This window comes from Cupriavidus taiwanensis, assembly GCF_900249755.1.
GTDB lineage: Bacteria > Pseudomonadota > Gammaproteobacteria > Burkholderiales > Burkholderiaceae > Cupriavidus > Cupriavidus taiwanensis_D.
The window spans coordinates 562,459-580,167 of record NZ_LT976854.1; the positions used below are offsets into that span (position 1 = coordinate 562,459).

Consider the following 17,709-nt stretch of genomic DNA (forward strand, 5'->3'; position numbering starts at 1 on the left):
CGTATCGATAAGATGAAAACTTCATTTCTTATCTTATAGCCCGCGGCGTATAACGACAACCAGACGACATCCAGACAACAACAGACGGTGCGCAACCAGTCAGGCACCCGCAAAAGGCGCTCCCCAACGTACGCGCAACCAAAGTTACGGAGACAGCATGTCCGAACACACCCCTGACCCGGCCCGCCTGGCCTACTACGAAGAAATCGGCCGCAGCCACATGACCCCGCTGTGGGAGTCGCTGCACGCGCTGGTGCCGCCGCAGCCGCGGCCGCAGATCGTTCCCGCGATCTGGAAGTACGCGCAGATCCGCCCGCTGGTGATGCAGGCCGGCAGCGTCATCAGCGCCGAGGAAGCGGTGCGCCGCGTGCTGGTGCTGGAGAACCCCGGCATCCCGGGCAAGTCCAGCATCACCTCGACGCTGTACGCCGGGCTGCAGCTGATCCTGCCGGGCGAGATCGCGCCCAGCCACCGCCATACCCAGTCCGCGCTGCGCTTTATCGTCGAAGGCAAGGGTGCCTGGACCGCCGTCAACGGCGAGCGCGCCATCATGCATCCCGACGATTTCATCATCACGCCGTCGTGGACCTGGCATGACCATGGCAACCCCAGCGTCGCAGACGGCGGCGAGCCGGTGGTGTGGCTCGACGGGCTGGACATTCCGATGGTGCAGCAGTTCGACGCCGGCTTTGCCGAGAACTATCCCGAGTCGCAGCAGCCGGTGACCCGCGCCGAGGGCGACAGCTTTGCCCGCTTCGGCCACAACATGGTGCCGGTGCGGCATCGCGTGACCGATCCCACCTCGCCGGTGTTCAGCTACCCCTATGCCCGTTCGCGCGAGGCGCTGGACCAGCTCTACCGCAACGGCGAGCTCGATCCGTGGGACGGCGTCAAGCTGCGCTACGTCAACCCCGCCACCGGCGGCTGGCCGATGCCGACCATCGCCACCTTCATGCAATACCTGCCGGCAGGGTTCCAGGGCAAGACCTACCGCAGCACCGACGCCACCGTGTACAGCGTGGTGGAAGGGCGCGGCACCGTGCGCATCGGCGATGCGCAGTTCCAGTTCGAGCCGCGCGATGTGTTCGTGGCGCCGTCGTGGGCGCCGGTGCAGCTCGGCGCGCTGGAAGACGCCGTGCTGTTCAGCTATTCCGACCGGCCGGTGCTGTCCGCGCTGAACCTGCTGCGCGAAGCGCGCACCTGAGCCCGGCCACCCCCCCAAGCCGCCGCGCGCGCGGTGCCAGCCGGCACCGCCGTGCCGGCGCTCACCCGATCAATCACCGGAAGCCCCGACCATGTCCTACGTCTTCACGCCTCCCGCCACCGTTGCCATCCCCGTTGCCGGCAGCGATGACCAGTTCGCCGTGCGCCGCGTCTACTGCGTGGGCCGCAACTACGCCTCCCACGCCCGCGAAATGGGCTTCGATCCCGAGCGCGAACCGCCGTTCTTCTTCTGCAAGCCGGCCGACGCCATCGTCCCGGTGCAGGCCGGCACCACGCTCGAGCTGCCGTACCCGGCGCAGACGCAGAACTACCACTACGAGGCCGAGCTGGTGGCGGTGATCGGCAAGGGCGGCTCGGATATCGCTGTCGAACAGGCGCTCGAACACGTGTGGGGCTACGCCGTCGGCCTCGACATGACCCGCCGCGACCTGCAAATGAAGATGCGCGAAATGGGCCGCCCGTGGGAAATCGGCAAGGCCTTCGACGCGTCGGCGCCGGTTGGCCCGATCCACCGCGCCAGCGAGATCGGCCATCCGCAGCAGGCCGGGATCTGGCTGACGGTCAATGGCGCAACCAGGCAGCGCAGCGATGTGTCGCACCTGATCTGGTCGGTGGCCGAGACGGTGGCATACCTGTCGCAGTTCTTCCGCCTGGAACCGGGCGACGTCATCTTCACCGGCACGCCCGAGGGCGTGGGCCCGGTCAAGGCCGGCGACACCATGGCCACCGGCGTCGACGGCCTGGGCGAACTGACCGTGCGCGTGGTCTGAACCCGACAAGCACAGCCAAGCCGAAACCATGCAGCTCTACAGTTTCTTCAACAGCTCGACTTCCTACCGCGTGCGCATCGCGCTGGCCCTCAAGGGCCTGCCGTACGACTACCTGCCGGTCAATATCCGCACCGGCCAGCACCGCGAGGCGGAGTATGTCGATGGCATCAACCCGTCGGCTGCCGTGCCCGCGCTGGTCGATGGCGAATTCATGCTGGGCCAGTCGCTGGCGATCATCGACTACCTGGACGCGCGCCATCCCGAGCCGCGCCTGCTGCCGCAGGATCCTGCGCAGCGCGCCCGCGTGCTGGAGCTGTCGCTGCTGATCGGCTGCGATATCCACCCAATCAACAACCTGCGCGTGCTGCGCTACCTGCAGGACGTGCTGCAGGTTACGCCCGGGCAGAAGGATGCCTGGTACCGGCACTGGATCGATGAAGGGATGGCCGGCGTGGAGCGACTGCTTGCGCGGCACGGACATGGCAGGTGGTGCTTCGGCGATGCGCCCACGCTCGCTGACGTCACGCTGGTGCCGCAGGTCGCCAACGCGCTGCGCATGGGCTGCGACCTGGGCCGCTACGAGCGCGCGATGGAAGTCTACGCCCATGCCAGCGCCCATCCCGCCTTCGCCCAGGCGGCGCCCGCGCGCCAGCCCGACTACACCGCCTGACGCATCGCGCAGGCCGAGGAGACAAGACATGAGCAGTACCCATAACGCGACCGGCAAGGTCCTGATTATCGGCGGCGGCATCGGCGGCCTGGCCGCGGCGCTGGCGCTGGCACGCCAGGGCATCCGCATCGAGCTGCTGGAGCAGGCCGAGCAGATCGGAGAAATCGGCGCCGGCATCCAGCTCGCCGCCAACGCCTTTGCCGCGCTGGACGCGCTCGGCGTGGGCGAAGCCGCGCGCGGCCGCGCGGTCTTTACCGACTTCCTCAGCCTGCGCGATGCGATCGACACCAGCGTGATCGCGCAGGTCGATGTCGGGCAGCCGTATCGCGAGCGCTTCGGCAATCCGTATGGCGTGATCCATCGCGCCGATATCCACCTGTCGATCCTGGAAGCCGTGCAGGACCATCCGCTGATCACGCTGCGCACCAGCACGCGCGTGCAGCAACTGCTGCAGGACGGCGCGGGCGTGACGGTGGTCGACCAGCACGGCAACCACCATCGCGGCGACGCGGTGGTCGGCTGCGACGGCGTCAAGTCCGCGATCCGCCAGGCGCTGGTCGGCGACGAGGCGCGCGTGACCGGCCACGTGGTCTACCGCGCCGTGGTCGACGTGGCCAACATGCCGCAGGACCTGCAGGTCAATGCCCCGGTGGTGTGGGCGGGCCCCAACTGCCACCTGGTGCACTACCCGCTGCGCGGCGGCCAGCAGTACAACCTGGTGGTGACCTTCCACAGCCGCGAGCAGGAAAGCTGGGGCGTGCGCGACGGCAGCAAGGAAGAGGTGCTGTCGTACTTCGCGGGCATCCACCCGCTGCCGCACCAGATGCTGGACCGCCCGACCTCGTGGAAGCGCTGGGCCACCGCCGACCGCGACCCGGTAGAGCGCTGGAGCCTCGGCCGCGCCACCATCCTCGGCGATGCCGCGCACCCGATGACGCAGTACGTGGCGCAGGGCGCGTGCCAGGCGCTGGAAGATGCCGTCACGCTGGGCGCGGCGGTGCAAGCCGCGCAGGGCGACTACGCCGCGGCCTTCCAGCTGTACGAGCAGGCCCGCATCCCGCGCACCGCGCGCGTGCTCTACGGCGCGCGCGACATGGGCCGGGTCTACCACGCCAAGGGCGTCGACCGCCTGGTGCGCAACAGCCTGTGGACCGGCCGCACGCAGCCGCAGTTCTACGACGCGCTGCAGTGGCTGCACGGCTGGCGCGCGGACAAGTGCCTGAGCCCGACGCCGTGGCTGTAGGCCGCTGAACGCGGCGCCTTCGCCTGCAAGAACCCGACCCCAAGCAGGCGGCCCATGCAGCCGCCAGCTTCCATGCGCCCCTGATCCTGGCAACAAGGAGGAGACACCATGCCTGCCAGCCAACCGCTCAACGTCACCGCGTTCATCGACCGCCAGCCGCTGTCGGCGTTCCAGGTGACCATCGTCGTGCTGTGCTTCCTGATCGTCGCCGTCGACGGCTTCGATACCGCTGCAATCGGCTTTATCGCGCCCGCCATCCGTGCCGAATGGCAGCTGACGCCGGCGCAGCTGGCGCCGCTGTTCGGCGCCGGCCTTGGCGGCCTGATGGCCGGTGCCTTCCTGTTCGGCCCGCTGGCCGACCGGTACGGCCGCAAGAGCGTGCTGGTGCTGTCGGTGCTGTGCTTCGGCGCGGCCAGCCTGGCGTCGGCGTGGTCGCCGGACCTGTGGACGCTGGTGCTGCTGCGCTTCGTGACCGGCCTGGGGCTTGGCGGGGCGATGCCCAATGCGATCACGCTGACCTCAGAGTTCTGCCCGGACAAGCGCCGCTCGTTCCTGGTCACCACCATGTTCTGCGGCTTCACGCTGGGGTCGGCGCTGGGTGGTCTGGCCTCGGCCGGGCTGATCGACGCCTTCGGCTGGCGCTCGGTGCTGGTGGCAGGCGGCGTGCTGCCGCTGCTGCTGGCGCTGGCGCTGGTCTGGCTGCTGCCGGAATCGGTGCGCTACCTGGTGATGACCGGCAAGTCGCGCGAGCGCATCGTCGCCACGCTGCAGAAGATCGCGCCGCATGAAGACCTGCGCAGCGCCACCTTCGCGGTCAGCGAGCAGCGCGCCGCCAGCTCGCCGGTGCGGCACCTGTTCCGCCCCGAACTGCTGCGCGGCACGCTGCTGTTCTGGCTGACCTTCTTCATGAGCCTGCTGGTGATCTACCTGCTTTCCAGCTGGCTGCCGACGCTGCTGCGCGGCACCGGCCATTCGCTGCGCACCGCGGCGCTGGTGACGACCATGTTCCAGGTCGGCGGCACGGTCGGCGCGATCGCGCTGGGTTGGCTGATGGACCGGTTCAACCCGCACCACGTGCTGGCCACCAGCTACGCGCTGGCGGCGCTGGGCATTGCCGCGGTGGGCAGCGTCGCCGCCGAGCCGGTGGCCGCGGGCGTGGCGGTGTTTGTCGCGGGCTTCTGCATCTCGGGCTCGCAGGTGGGCGCCAATGCGCTGTCGGCCAGCTTCTATCCGACCGACTGTCGCGCCACCGGGGTCAGCTGGGCCAACGGCGTGGGCCGGATGGGCTCGGTGGTGGGATCGGTCGGCGGGGCCACCATGCTGTCGCTGGGGCTGGGCATGCCGGCGCTGTTCGCGTGGATCGGCGTGCCGGCGCTGATTGCGGGGCTGTCGATGTTCTCGCTGGGCGTGGTCAGGCGGGAACGGCCGCAACCGCGGCTGGCGGTTTGAAGTCTGCCCCCGCGCTGTCATGCCGTTCAGTTCAGGCATCAAACACTATCGTCATTCCCGCCTGCGCGGGAACGACAGTGGTCAATTGAACGGCATTAGCCCCTGGGCGTGGCCCGCCCGCCGTCGCTCAGGCCAGCGGCAGCTTCAGCACCTGCTCGGTCGTCAGGATGTCGCCGAAGGTATCGTCGATCGCGGCCAGCGCGGCGCGGTGCAGGTCCTGGTGCGGGACCGTGCCGGCCGCGGTATCCAGGTCGCGCGTGGCGCAGGCATCCGCCGCCACGATCACGCCATAGCCCAGCGGCACCGCGTCGCGCGCCGCGCCGGTGACGCAGGCGTGGGTCATCAGGCCGGTGATGATCAGGGTCTTGATGCCGGCCGCCTTGAGCCGCTGGTCCAGGTCGGTGGTCGGGAAGGCGCTGACCGAGGTCTTTTGCAGCACGGTGTGATGCGGGGCCGGCTGCAGGTCGCCGTGGAAGGCCACGGTGGGGCCTTGTTCCGCGAACACCGGGCTACCGGCAGGCGTGACGTGCTGGATGTGGAACACGGGCATGCCGGCGGCGTCGGCGTGGTCGACCAGGCGCCGCGCGTTGCCGAGGGCGCCCGGGCCATCCGGAATCGGCAGCTTGCCGCTGAAATACTCGTTCTGGAAATCGATCACCAGCACGGCGGTGCTGGCGGCTTCGATGGCGGTGCGGGCCGGCGCGCCGGCGATCTTGCGCAGGGTCGGGTGGGGCATGGTGGTCCTCGTCGACAGGGAAAAAAGGGGGCGGTGCCGCTGGCGTGGCGGCTGCCGGGTTCGCCGCAGGCGCGGCATGGAGCGTAGTTTCCGGCGCCGCCGGCATCGCCGGAAGTGGCCCGATGGACAACATGCGATAGAATCGGGCCAAAGCTGGCCAACCCGGCCATGTTGCTTCGCCCCCACCATCCCAACCCAGCGAGATTGCGATGCACACCGTCGCGGTGATTGCCTTCGAAGGCATCAGCCCCTTCCACCTGTCCGTGCCCTGCATCGTCTTTGGCGACGACCTGGACCGCCTGGGCGTGCCGCGCTACCGGCTGCTGATCTGCGGCGAGACGCCCGGCCTGATGGCGACCATGTCAGGATTCCGCATCGAGGTCGAACACGACCTGTCCGTGCTGGAGCAGGCCGACACCGTGATCATGCCGGCGTGGCGCGACCCGGCCGAGCCCGCGCCGCAGGCGCTGCTCGATGCGCTGCGGCGCGCCAGCGCGCGCGGGGCGCGCATTGCCGGCCTGTGCCTGGGCACCTTCGTGGTGGCCGAGGCGGGGCTGCTGGACGGCCGCACCGCAGCGACCCACTGGGCCTGGGCCGATGATTTCGCGCAACGCTACCCGCGCGTGCGGCTCGACCGCGATTCGCTCTATATCGACGATGGCGAGATCCTGACTTCGGCCGGCACCGCCGCCGCGCTGGACTGCTGCCTGCACCTGGTGCGGCGCGACCATGGCGCCGAGGTTGCCAACCGCATGGCGCGCCGCATGGTGGTGGCGCCGCACCGGCATGGCGGCCAGGCGCAATACATCGAGCACCCGTTGCCGCAGGCGGACGGCGCCGACCGTCTCAGCCTGACGCTGGACTGGGCCATCGCGCACCTGGCCGAGCCGCTGACGCTGGATACGCTGGCCGAGAAGGCCGGCATGAGCCGGCGCAATTTCACGCGGCGCTTCAAGGAGAAGACCGGCACCACGGTCACGCAGTGGCTGCTGAACCACCGGCTGACGGCGGCGCGGCGCCTGCTGGAGACGACCGATAAGGGCGTCGACCTGGTCGCCGAGCTGGTCGGGTTCGGGTCGGCGGTTTCGCTGCGCCAGCACTTCACCCAGGCGCTCGCGGTGTCGCCATCGGCCTACCGCAAGCAGTTCGGCAACGCGGCACCGCGCCAGCGGGCCGGCTGAGCCGGCAGATTCACCGCAGCAGCCGGCTCACAGGTCGCGGTGATGCCGGTGCGACGCGCCGAACAACCGCGCACCCAGCACCACGCCGATCCCCAGCGCCATTGCCAGTGCACGCATGGGGTTGGCATGGACGAACGATTCGGTCCGCTCGAGGCCGGTTTCCCACTCGCTCTGGACGCGTCCTTTCACGCGCCGGGCCACGTCCGCCGACTTCGCCGCGAGCTCCGTCGCCGCGCTGCCCGACCTGGCGGCGAGCTCGATGAATTCGGTCTTGGCCTGTTCGAGGTTATCGCCGGACAACGTGGGCAGGCGCTCGAGCAGCCGGTCGAGCTCGCGCGCCAGGTCTTGCGATGCCGACGATCGTGCCGACGTGTCGCGCCACGTCGCGCCGCCGCGCGTATCCGAACCGGATGTCGAAGACATGCGTGTCTCCTGCTGCCGCATGCCTGATGTGCTGGTGGGCGTGCTTGTCGTTTCCGTCTGTTCCATGGTGCGCCTCCGCGTTGAAGTATCCAGGGCGCACGGGGCTGGCCCGGCGCGCCACGGGATGGCGGTGCACCTTTCGTGCCGGGGGACGGCGGTTGGCGCAACCCACTTCTACGCCATGCCGGACGCGGCGTCACGGGCTGCCGGTCGAGACGGCACCCGCGTGCCGCATTACAAAGTCAGGCAGATTTGCGCGCCGAGATTGCGCGGCGCCCCTGCCGGCGCATGGCCGCGCGGCGCACGCGATCGTTCGCGCGCACAAAACCGCGCGGCGCGGGTTGGCATGGCGGTTGCATCGTCAGGGTGTCGTACTTGGCAAGCAGGAGGGCATCATGGCACATCAAATTCCACGGCCGGATGAAGGGCCGAACGTACCCGAGGTGCCGCCGGCCGATCCCTCGCGCGAAAGCGAAGAGCAGCTTCCGCCCCGGCACGACGACGATCTCGGCAAGCCGCCGCGCCAGCCGGGACAGGAAGATCTGCGCCGACGCTCATCCTGGTCGATGCAGCAATAACGTCTATGCTGGACCGGTGTGCGACGCGCCCGCCCGGGCATGGAGCGCGCCGCCCGGCGCGCATGTCGCCACTCACGCACCTGAGGAGACAAATCGATGCGCGTTATGGTGATCGTCAAGGCAACCAGCGATTCGGAAGCGGGCAAGATGCCCGGCACCGAATTGCTGGCAGCAATGGGCAACTTCAATGAAGAACTGGTCAAGGCCGGCATCATGCTGGCGGGCGAAGGCCTGCACCCGAGCAGCAAGGGCAAGCGCGTGCGCTTCGCGGGCAGCCAGCGTACCGTGACCGATGGGCCCTTTGCGCACCCGGAAGAACTCGTCGCCGGATTCTGGCTGTGGCAGGTCAAGTCGATGGATGAAGCGGTGGAATGGGTCAAGCGCTGTCCCAATCCCATGGAAGGCGAATCCGACATCGAGATCCGGCCATTGTTCGAGTTCGAGGATTTTGGCGCGGAACTGACGCCGGAACTCCGGGAGCAGGAAGAGCGGCTGCGCGAGCAGGCCGCGCGCGCAGCCAAAGCTCAGCAAGGCTAAGTGGGTTTGACGCCCAGGGAGACGGCGGTTCACACGCAAGTGTGAACCGCCGTTTGTGCTGGATGCGGCGAAGCGAGGCGTACATCCAGCCATCGCGCCGGAACGATTCGCGCCGCGGGCGAACGAACCAGGACAGGCGCATGTAGCGGTCATGGCCGCATGGCGAGGGCTGCGCATCGCCCGCCATCTCCAGGAGGACTGACATGAACACCACGGCAAAGCTGGTCCCGTCGACCGAACTGGCCCGGCAGAATCCCGTCCACTTCCCGAATGAAAGCGCAGCGTACCGCGAAGCGCGCAACGCGTTGCTGGCCGAGGAAATCGAATTGCGGCGGCACATCGAACGCGTGGCCGCACAGCGCCGCGCCTTGCCGCCCGGCGGCGAGGTGACCAAACGATATACCTTTGAAGGGGAACACGGGCCGGTCACGCTCGAAGACCTGTTCGCCGACAAGGACACGCTGGTGGTCTACAGCTATATGTTCGGACCGCAGCGGCAGCGGCCTTGTCCGATGTGCACGTCGATCATGGCGTCGTGGGACCACAAGGTTCCCGACATCGAACAGCGCGTGGCGCTGGCCATGGTGGCGCGCTCGCCGATCGACCGCCTGGTGGCGGCGAAGCAGGAGCGCGGGTGGAAGAAGCTGAAGGTGTATGCGGACGTCGACGGCGACTTCACGCGCGACTACGTCAGCGCCGAGGATGCTGACGAACCGGGGTATACGGTCTTTACGCGGCGCGATGGCAAGGTGCGGCATTTCTGGAGCAGCGAGATGTATGCGCTGACGGTGGACCCGGGGCAGGATCCGCGCGGGGCGCCGGATCTGGATCCGTTGTGGACGTTGCTGGATACGACGCCGGAGGGGCGGGGGGACTGGTATCCGGAGTTGGAGTATCGCAAGTAGGCATTTGTGGCTGGATACATCGCAGCGGTCGCATGGCCGCTATCGCGAGCCAGCCCGTATGGCGGCGCCTTCCGCCTGTTTTCTCACCTCTCCCGCTTGCGGGAGCGTAGCCCGCACGCTGGCCATGCCGACTTGCTTCCAGTCACCGACACGTCGTCCCCGCGTAGGCGGGGACCCAGTGTCTTTGAAGCGCAAGCGCTTCTTGAAGTCGCCGGGTTCCCGCTTTCGCGGGAATGACGGTGGTCTTTGATTCTTTGGTGGCACCAACCAGATCAAAGGCTTAGCGAAGGTCCCCGGGAAGGTAAGCAACCAAGCGCCGCCAGCTAAACAGCCACCGGCCCCTCGGCCAGCAACGCATCCAGCTTCGCCTTCACCAGCTCGAGCAGACAGAGCGCACTGAAGCAAGCGTCCGAGCGCACGCTCTGCTGCTCCAGCAATACCAGCACGCCTTCTATCCCGGCACGCACTTCATTGAGACACACGTTGGCTTCGATCGCATCGACCGTCATGATTGACTCCTTTCAGGTTAAGCCACACCCACGCAACTGAAAGCGAGGGGAGGCGGGCCAGACAGCGAGGGTGGAAACCCGGCGAGATCAAGGAAGAACCCGGTCAGCCTTGCGGCTGCCTCGCTCGGCCCGCCATGGAAGCAAACCTGTCCATGCGAGCACAGGCGTTGCCGTGTGAAAGCACAACGCCTGTCCTTGATCTACCCCGCGGGTTTCCACGCCCGGTCACCGGCAACCCGATGACGATCCCAGTATTCCCTTCCAGAGTCAGGCAAGCGATAAGAGTTGTCGCATTTCGAACAGGCGGGCGAAGCTTGCCGCAAATGCGGGTGTGAGGGAAATCGCCGAGTGCTGAAAGGCCGCGTCCCTCGTCGCTACCGCTGATTGTGCTCCCCGACCCCCGCCACAAAATCCTCCCCCTCCGGCAACCCCAACGAAAACTTCACCGGAAAGTCCACGGCAATCCCGCCAGGCACGTGCCGCACCACCCCCCGCGCCCGCACATGCGCATCCTCGAACAGCTCGCCGGCCCCCAGCACCGGCGAGAACGGAATATCGAGCGTCGCGAAGAACGCTTCCCACTCAGCCAGATCCCGCGTCCGGAACACCGCCGCCATCAGGTCATTGACCTCCACCTTGTGCCCGCTGCGCGCGGCACGCGTGGCGAAGCGCGGATCGCGCAGGGCCGGGAACGCGTCGCCCAGCGCCGCGCACAGGTTGTCCCAGAACTTGTTCTCCAGGATGCCCATCGCCAGGTGGCGGCCGTCGCGCGTCTCGAACAAGTCGTTTTCCGGCATCACCGTGGGCGATGCATGCGGCGAGGCTTCATGCGCGCGCGCGGTCCAGGCGCCATGCGCGGTCCACGACAGCATGGCATCGTGGATGGATACGTCGAGATGTTGCCCCTGCCCGTGCTGGCGCGCGCTCATGATCGCCACGGCGAGCGACAACGCGGCATAGCCGGAGGCGGCGTAGTCCGACACGCGCACGCGCGGGCGCGAGACCGCATCGTGCACCTGCACCGGCGTGGCCCAGTAGCCGGCCAGCGCCAGGTAGTTGAGGTCATGCCCGGCGTGGCTGGCGTACGGGCCGGTCTGGCCGAAGCCGGAGACGGAGCACAGCACGATGGCCGGGTTGACGGCCGCCAGCGCGTCGTAGCCCAGGCCCAGGCGTGCCATCACCCCGGGGCGGAAGCCTTCGACCACGGCGTCGGCTTCGCGCACCAGGTCCAGGAAGGCCGCGCGGCCGGCGTCGGTCTTCAGGTCCAGCGCCACCGAGCGCTTGCCGCGATTGAACTGCGCATACACATGCGCGCCCAGTTGCCGCGCGGTGTCGCCGCTGCCGGGCTGCTCGACCTTGATCACATCCGCGCCCAGCTGGCGCAACAGGCTGCAGGCGTGCGGGCCGGGCAGCAACTGGCTGACGTCGATGATGGTGACGTCGTTCAGGCAGGACCATGCTGGTTTCATGCGGAGCCTCTGGCAGAAGGAGTAAAAACAAGCGCCGCACGCGCAGCAATGGCGTGCGGCGTGGGTCAGGGCAGTGTGATCAGCGCAGTGTGATCAGCCCAGGTCGCCGGTCATGCCGATCGACTTCATCAGGTCGCCGTAGCGCGCGTTGTCGCTGGCCACCATGGTGCCGAATTGCGCCGGCGAGGCGCTGCGGCGCAGTTCGCCAGCGTTGGCCTTGAGCTGGGCGTCGAACACGCCGGCTGTCTGCAGCTCGCGCACCGCGGCGTGCAGCTTCTGCGCCAGCTCGGCCGGGAAATTGGCCGGGGCGAACAGGCCGCTCCAGTTGTCGATGACAAAGCCCGGCGGCAGCGCTTCGGCCATGGTCGGCACGTCGGGAAAAAACGGGGAACGCGCGGCGGCGGTGACGGCCAGCACCCGGACCTGGTTGTTGCGCACGTACTGCGTCGCGGTGCCCAGCACCGGCATGCCGAACTGGGTTTGCCCGGTCAGCATCGAGGTGATGATTTCCGGCGCGCCCTTGTAGGGAATATGCACGGCGTCGCAGCCGGTCTGGTGCAGCATGGTTTCCACAGCCAGATGGGCGATGCTGCCCTTGCCGCCGGAGCCGTAGTTGAACTTGCCCGGCTCCTTCTTCATCGCCGCGACCAGCTCGGCGGCGCTCTTGTAGGGCGAGGACAGCGGCACCACCAGCGCCGACGGCCCGCCCGACAGCGCCGTGATCGCCGTGAAGTCGTGCGCCGGGTCAAACGGCATCTTGCGATACATGTGCACGTTGATGACGTGGGTGTTAGCCAGGATGCCCAGCGTGTAGCCATCGGGCGCGGCGCGGCGCAGCGCGATGGCGCCGATGATGCCGCCGGCGCCGGGCATGTTCTCGACCACCAGCGGCTGGCCGAGTTTCTTGCCCAGCTCGGCCGACAGCGTGCGCGCCACGTTGTCCGGCGTGCTGCCGGCGATAAACGGCACGATCAGCCGGATCGGGCGGCTGGGGTAGGGGGCTGCGGCGCGGGCGGCGCGGGCCGGCAGCAGCAGGCTGCCCAGCGCGGCGGCGCCGGCGGTGGCAAGCCAGTTTCGGCGGTTCATGCTTGGTCTCCGTGGTCTTGTCGTATTGTGCTGTGTGCGCGATCCGGATGCCGGCGGCGACCGTGCCGCCGGCACGGTCAGGCCTTCTGCTGCAGCGGTTCCAGGATAGCCCGCGCGATGGTGTTGCGCTGGATCTCGCTGGTGCCGGTGAAGATGCGGAACATGCGCAGCTTGCGGAAGGTCTGCTCGACCGGATGGCCGCGCGTGACGCCGACATTGCCGTGGATCTGCACGGCCTTGTCCGCTACCTCGAAGCAGCGCTCCGAGACAAAGAGCTTGCACGCCGCGGCCTTCATGCGCAGGTCGGCGCCGGCATCGGCCAGCGCGGCGGTGTGCGCGATCATGCTTTCGCAGGCCCACAGCGCCGCGGCCATGTCGGCCAGCATGTGCTGGATCGCCTGGAAGCGCGCGATCGGGCCGCCGAACTGGCGGCGCTGGCCGGCGTATTCGACCGACGATTGATAGGCCCGCGCGGCCAGTCCGAGCATGCTGGGGCAGTGCAGCAGGCGGTTCACGTTGATGCGCGACATGCCCAGCTTGAAGCCGTTGCCGTCGCCGCCGAAGATGTTGGCGCGCGGCACGCGCACGTTGTCGAAGCGGATGTCGCCGTCGATATGCTGGCCGGACATCGGCACGTACTCGTTGGTGACGGTCACGCCGGGCAGGTCCAGGTCGACCAGCACCGCGGTGATGGCCGGCGGCGTGGCGGCGGCGTCGGTCACGCACATGACGATGGCAAAGTCGGCGAAGGGCGCGCCGCTGATGTAGTGCTTGCCGCCGTTGATGACCAGGTCATCGCCATCGGCCACGGCCGAGGTCTTGATGCTCTGTGCATCGGAGCCGGAATGCGTTTCCGTGAGCGCGAAGCAGGTCGATTTCTCGCCGCGGATCACCGGCTTGAAATACCGCTCGAGCTGCTCCGGCGTGGCGTACTTCAGCATATTGCCCACGCGCGGCGGGCCGCCCAGGTCGCCCAGCACATGCGCGGCCAGCGTCGAGCCGCTGGCGGCCAGGTCGGCCTTGAGCGCGCATTGTTCCTGGATGTTCAGGCCCTTGCCGCCCAGCGCGGTGGGCAGGCAGGCGGCGTAGAAGCCCAGTTCGCTGGAGCGGCGCCAGACCTGGCGCAGGGTCTCGCGCGGCCACGGGTCTTCGGCACCCAGGCCGAGTTCGTGTTCGAGCGGGCGCAGCTCTTCATCGACAAAGCGGGCGATGCCGGCGCGCGTTTCCCGCAGCACGGGGTTGGTCAGGTGGTCGAACATGGCGGTTTCCTCGGTCCGGTTCTGGTTTCAGTTGACGCGGCGTCCGACGCCTTGCCAGTAGCGTTCGCGCACGATCTTGCGGGCCAGCTTGCCGCTGGCGTTCTTGGGCAGCTCGGCGACGAAGTCGACCGAGCGCGGCGACTTGTAGTCGGCAATGCGCTCGCGGCAGTGCGCGATCAGCTGCTGCGCGGTGGCTTCGCGCCCGGGGCGCAGCGTGACCACGGCCTTGACGCTTTCACCCCAGGTGTCGTCCGGCACGCTGATGACGCAGGCCTCCAGCACGTCGGGGTGCTGGTACAGCGTGGCTTCGACCTCGGTCGGGTAGACGTTGAAACCGCCGGAGATGATCATGTCCTTCTTGCGGTCGACCAGGTACAGGTAGCCGGCCTCGTCCACGCGCGCCATGTCGCCGGTATGCAGCCAGCCGTCGACCAGGGCCTCGCGCGTCAGCGCGGGTTCGTTCCAGTAGCCCTGGAACACGTCTTCGCCGCGGATCACCAGTTCGCCGATCTCGCCCACGGCGACTTCGTTGCCTTGCTCGTCGACCACGCGCACTTCGGTCTCGCCCAGCGCGCGGCCGCAAGAGGCCAGGCGCTCGGGGTGGTGGGCGATGGCCTCGGCATGGTCGGCGGTCGACAGGCGCGTGACGCCCGAGGTCGATTCACTGGCGCCGTAGCCCTGCGACAGGATCGGGCCGATGCGCTCCCAGGCCTCGCGGATGCGCGCCGGCGCCATCGGCGCGGCGCCGTAGGCCAGCGTCTTCAGGCTGGACAGGTCGGCCTGCGCCAGCGTGGGCTCGGCCAGCAGCATGTTGATCATGGCCGGCACCATGAACACATGGGTGATGCGCAGCCGCGCGACTTCGGCCAGGAAGTGCGCCGGCTCGAATTTCTCGAACAGCACCAGCGTTGCGCCCACATACAGGTAGGGCTGCATCAGCATGCCGGACGCGTGCGTGACCGGGCCGATCAGCGCCAGCCGGTCGCCGGGGCGGGCGGGCCGGTCCATGCCGGACACCATCTTGCGCAGTGCCGCCATGCGGTTGCCGTAGCTCTGCATGGCGGCCTTGATCTTGCCGGTGGAGCCCGACGAGAAATGCAGCACGGCCAGGTCGTCGGCCGCCGGGGTGATGTCGGGCGGCGTGGTGCCGGCATTGGCCAGCAGCGCCTCGTATTCGACATAGCCCGCCGGCGCCGCGCCGATGGCGATAAAGGTCTCGACGCTGCCGAAGCCGGCCGTGGTGCGGCCATAGCCGGTGTAGCCCGGGCCGGCGATCAGCACGCGCGGGCTGCAGTTCTCGACCACGTCGCTGGCCTCGGCCGCGGTAAAGCGCGGGTTGAGCGCGGCCTTGACCAGGCCGGTCTTGTACAGCGCGCATTCCAGTTCGACCAGTTCCGGCCGGTTGCGCGACTGCACCGCGACGCGGTCGCCGGGACGCAGGCCCAGCGCCAGCAGCGCATTGGCCAGCCGTGTCGAGCGCTCGTCGAGCTGGCGATAGGTCACCACCTGGTCCTGGTAGAGGATGGCGGGCTGGTCGCCCCAGTAACGCGCGGCGCGGCGCAGGAAATACGCGAAACCCATGCTGTCTCCGTAAAGGCTGGAATTGGTGCTTTGGCACGCCCGGTGGTGTGCTGGTGGGCTGTAGTCTGTAAGATGGCGGGCATCACCACAATGACGCGTTGGCTATAAAGCCATAACCGTCGGGAATGTGAGGCAATGGAGACGCGGGATATCGAGTACATCCTCGCCGTGGCGGCGCACGGCGGTATCGGCCGGGCGGCCGATGCGCTGGGGATCAGCCAGCCGGCGCTGACCAAGGCGGTGCAGCGGGTCGAGGCGCAGGCGGGGCTGCCGCTGTTCGAGCGCACCGCCAACGGCATGGCCGCCACCTACGCCGGCACCCGCTTCCTCGAGCGCGCGCGGCGCATCCAGCTGGAGTACCAGGACGGCATCAAGGAGATGCTGGGCATCCGCACCGGCGAGCAGGGCATGCTGCGCGTGGGCTATTCGCCGTCGATCCCGGGCAGCGTGATCCTGGGCGCCTGCCAGCAGCTGGTGCGCGAGCGCCCGGTCGCGCGGCTGCGGTTGCGCCGCCGGCTGGCGCGCGACCTGCTGGACCTGCTGGCGGCCGGCGAGCTGGACATGGCGGTGGCGCCGACCCCGTCCGGGCCGCTGGCAGATACCTTTGCGGTACAGCCGCTGTTCGACGACCGGCTGGTGGTGGTGGCCGACCAGGGCCACCTGTTGCTGCGGCGGCGCAAGCTGCGGCTGGCCGACCTGGCGGAGCAGGAATGGCTGCTGCCCGAAGGGCATATCACGCTGCGCCAGAAGGTCGACGCGGCGTTCCGCCAGCGCGGCCTGCCCGCGCCCACGCCGCGCATCGAGATCGATTTCGGCAGCACTTCGCTGTTCGCGCTGATGCAGGGCACGCAGATGCTGAGCATCGCCAATGCCGGCGGCGACAGCATGCAGTACGGCCTGCGCGCGCTGCCGCTGGGCGTGGAGGAACTGGACCTGCGCCGGCGCATCGGCGTGGTCACGCGCGAGGGCGCGTACCTGTCGCCGCTGGCGCAGCGCCTGGCGGTGCTGCTGCGCGAACACAGCGGCGCGCCGGCGCGGCGCTAGGCGCGCGCGGCTACTGCAGCGGGATCTTCGCCACCGCGGCCAGCCGCTTCCAGCGCTGGATCTCGTCCTTCTGGTATTGGCGCATCTCGGCGGGCGACGACAGGATCAGCTTGGTCGACTGGCGCGTGTAGTAGTCGCGCACATCCGGGGCGTTGCCGGCCTGCAGGAACAGGTCCTGCAGCCGCTTCACCACGGCGGGCGGAGTTCTGGCCGACACCGCTGCCGCCACCCAGTTGTAGGCCAGGAAGTCCGGCAGGCCGGCTTCGACGATGGACGGCACGTCCGGCAGCAGCGGCGAGCGCTGCGGCGCGGTGTAGGCCAGCGCGCGCACCTTGCCGCCGCGGGCCAGTTCGATCGCGCCGGTGGCGTCGACCACGGCGAAGTCGACATTGGCCGCCATCACGCCGTTGATGGCATCGCCCGCGCCCTTGTACGGCACCGCCGTGGTCTTGATGCGGGCCAGCTCGTTGAGCCATTCCGAATAGAGCGTGTAGGAGATCGAACCCGAGCCGTAGTTGAGCGCGCCGGGACGCTTGCGCGCGTCGTCCAGCAAATCGGACAGGGTGCGGTAGGGCGAGCCGGACGGCACGATGATCACGCACGGGCCGCGCGACAGCAGCGTGATCGGCGCAAAGTCGGTCAGCGGGTCATACGGCAGCTTGCGGAAGGTGGCGGCATTGGTCGACAGCGTGGAATTGCTGCCGATAAAGACGGTGTAGCCGTCGGGCGGCGCGTTCAGCGCGGTCTGCACGCCGATAAAGCCGTTGCCGCCGGGCTTGTTCTCCACCACCACGCCCTGGCCGGTCAGCTCGCCGATCTTCTTGGCGAACATGCGCGCGGTGGTATCGGTGCCGCTGCCCGAGGGGAAGGGCACGATAAAGCGGATCGGCCGGGCCGGAAAGGCGTCGGCATCGGCCGCGCGCGCCGCCGGCGTGGCTGCGCCCAGCAGCGCCAGCGCGGCCGGGGCCAGTCCGAGGAAGCGGCGGCGGGAACGGAAAGCCTGTTGCATGGTGGTCTCCTGACAGTGAATGCCCGGCGTGTGCCC

The 17,709-nt window shown here is 68.6% G+C and carries 18 protein-coding genes; 10 read left to right on the top strand and 8 right to left on the bottom strand.

Annotation, left to right across the window (positions count from 1 at the left end):
• The first annotated feature begins 157 nt into the window (after positions 1-157).
• From gtdA to CBM2594_RS18360, 5 genes are all read left to right on the top strand, one after another.
• On the top strand, positions 158-1,204 hold the full coding sequence (gene gtdA, locus CBM2594_RS18340; RefSeq protein WP_116358244.1) for a gentisate 1,2-dioxygenase: 1,047 nt from the start codon (positions 158-160) through the stop codon (positions 1,202-1,204).
• Between the two features lie 91 nt (positions 1,205-1,295).
• Positions 1,296-1,994 (top strand): fumarylacetoacetate hydrolase family protein, encoded by a 699-nt coding sequence (locus CBM2594_RS18345; protein WP_116358245.1) that lies wholly within the window; start codon positions 1,296-1,298, stop codon positions 1,992-1,994.
• A gap of 28 nt (positions 1,995-2,022) precedes the next feature.
• Positions 2,023-2,664, top strand: a complete 642-nt coding sequence (maiA, locus tag CBM2594_RS18350; RefSeq protein WP_116358246.1) for a maleylacetoacetate isomerase — start codon at positions 2,023-2,025, stop codon at positions 2,662-2,664.
• 28 nt (positions 2,665-2,692) lie between these two features.
• Positions 2,693-3,907: a 3-hydroxybenzoate 6-monooxygenase gene (locus tag CBM2594_RS18355; protein WP_116358247.1), complete on the top strand. Its 1,215-nt coding sequence runs from the start codon at positions 2,693-2,695 to the stop codon at positions 3,905-3,907.
• 108 nt (positions 3,908-4,015) lie between these two features.
• Positions 4,016-5,356, top strand: a complete 1,341-nt coding sequence (locus CBM2594_RS18360) for an MFS transporter (protein WP_116358248.1) — start codon at positions 4,016-4,018, stop codon at positions 5,354-5,356.
• A 127-nt stretch (positions 5,357-5,483) separates the two neighbouring features.
• Here the strand turns inward: CBM2594_RS18360 and CBM2594_RS18365 are convergent, their stop codons facing one another.
• A complete protein-coding gene (locus tag CBM2594_RS18365) occupies positions 5,484-6,092 on the bottom strand; it encodes a cysteine hydrolase family protein (protein WP_116358249.1) in 609 nt (202 codons plus the stop codon).
• A gap of 209 nt (positions 6,093-6,301) precedes the next feature.
• Between CBM2594_RS18365 and CBM2594_RS18370 the strand changes: the two genes are divergently transcribed.
• Positions 6,302-7,273 (top strand): GlxA family transcriptional regulator, encoded by a 972-nt coding sequence (locus CBM2594_RS18370; protein WP_116358250.1) that lies wholly within the window; start codon positions 6,302-6,304, stop codon positions 7,271-7,273.
• A gap of 27 nt (positions 7,274-7,300) precedes the next feature.
• Here CBM2594_RS18370 and CBM2594_RS18375 read toward each other — a convergent pair whose 3' ends face one another.
• The gene (locus CBM2594_RS18375) at positions 7,301-7,696 is read right to left on the bottom strand and encodes a hypothetical protein (RefSeq protein ID WP_232346667.1); all 396 of its coding nucleotides are present in this window, start codon (positions 7,694-7,696) and stop codon (positions 7,301-7,303) included.
• A 395-nt stretch (positions 7,697-8,091) separates the two neighbouring features.
• On the opposite strand from CBM2594_RS18375, the gene CBM2594_RS18380 reads away from it, so the two are divergent.
• From CBM2594_RS18380 to CBM2594_RS18390, 3 genes are all read left to right on the top strand, one after another.
• Positions 8,092-8,274, top strand: a complete 183-nt coding sequence (locus CBM2594_RS18380) for a hypothetical protein (RefSeq protein ID WP_147310430.1) — start codon at positions 8,092-8,094, stop codon at positions 8,272-8,274.
• Between the two features lie 96 nt (positions 8,275-8,370).
• Positions 8,371-8,811 (top strand): YciI family protein, encoded by a 441-nt coding sequence (locus CBM2594_RS18385; RefSeq protein WP_116358252.1) that lies wholly within the window; start codon positions 8,371-8,373, stop codon positions 8,809-8,811.
• A 203-nt stretch (positions 8,812-9,014) separates the two neighbouring features.
• Positions 9,015-9,716 carry a DUF899 family protein gene (locus CBM2594_RS18390; protein WP_116358253.1) on the top strand — a complete coding sequence of 234 codons (702 nt, stop codon included), beginning with the start codon at positions 9,015-9,017 and terminating at the stop codon, positions 9,714-9,716.
• Positions 9,717-10,039: 323 nt separating this feature from the next.
• Here the strand turns inward: CBM2594_RS18390 and CBM2594_RS18395 are convergent, their stop codons facing one another.
• The 5 genes from CBM2594_RS18395 to CBM2594_RS18415 form a co-directional block, all read right to left on the bottom strand.
• On the bottom strand, positions 10,040-10,225 hold the full coding sequence (locus CBM2594_RS18395) for a DUF1484 family protein (protein ID WP_198048170.1): 186 nt from the start codon (positions 10,223-10,225) through the stop codon (positions 10,040-10,042).
• A 374-nt stretch (positions 10,226-10,599) separates the two neighbouring features.
• A complete protein-coding gene (locus tag CBM2594_RS18400; protein ID WP_116358255.1) occupies positions 10,600-11,694 on the bottom strand; it encodes a CaiB/BaiF CoA transferase family protein in 1,095 nt (364 codons plus the stop codon).
• Positions 11,695-11,787: 93 nt separating this feature from the next.
• On the bottom strand, positions 11,788-12,780 hold the full coding sequence (locus tag CBM2594_RS18405; RefSeq protein WP_116358256.1) for a tripartite tricarboxylate transporter substrate binding protein: 993 nt from the start codon (positions 12,778-12,780) through the stop codon (positions 11,788-11,790).
• A gap of 77 nt (positions 12,781-12,857) precedes the next feature.
• The gene (locus tag CBM2594_RS18410; RefSeq protein ID WP_116358257.1) at positions 12,858-14,039 is read right to left on the bottom strand and encodes an acyl-CoA dehydrogenase family protein; all 1,182 of its coding nucleotides are present in this window, start codon (positions 14,037-14,039) and stop codon (positions 12,858-12,860) included.
• Between the two features lie 27 nt (positions 14,040-14,066).
• Positions 14,067-15,620, bottom strand: coding sequence for an acyl-CoA synthetase (locus CBM2594_RS18415; RefSeq protein ID WP_116358258.1), 1,554 nt, complete (start codon positions 15,618-15,620; stop codon positions 14,067-14,069).
• A gap of 135 nt (positions 15,621-15,755) precedes the next feature.
• On the opposite strand from CBM2594_RS18415, the gene CBM2594_RS18420 reads away from it, so the two are divergent.
• Entirely contained in the window at positions 15,756-16,664 is a 909-nt protein-coding gene (locus CBM2594_RS18420) for a LysR family transcriptional regulator (RefSeq protein ID WP_116358259.1), read from the top strand.
• A 10-nt stretch (positions 16,665-16,674) separates the two neighbouring features.
• Here the strand turns inward: CBM2594_RS18420 and CBM2594_RS18425 are convergent, their stop codons facing one another.
• Complete coding sequence (locus tag CBM2594_RS18425; RefSeq protein WP_116358260.1) at positions 16,675-17,673, bottom strand: tripartite tricarboxylate transporter substrate binding protein; 999 nt, start codon at positions 17,671-17,673, stop codon at positions 16,675-16,677.
• Between the last annotated feature and the right edge of the window lie 36 nt (positions 17,674-17,709).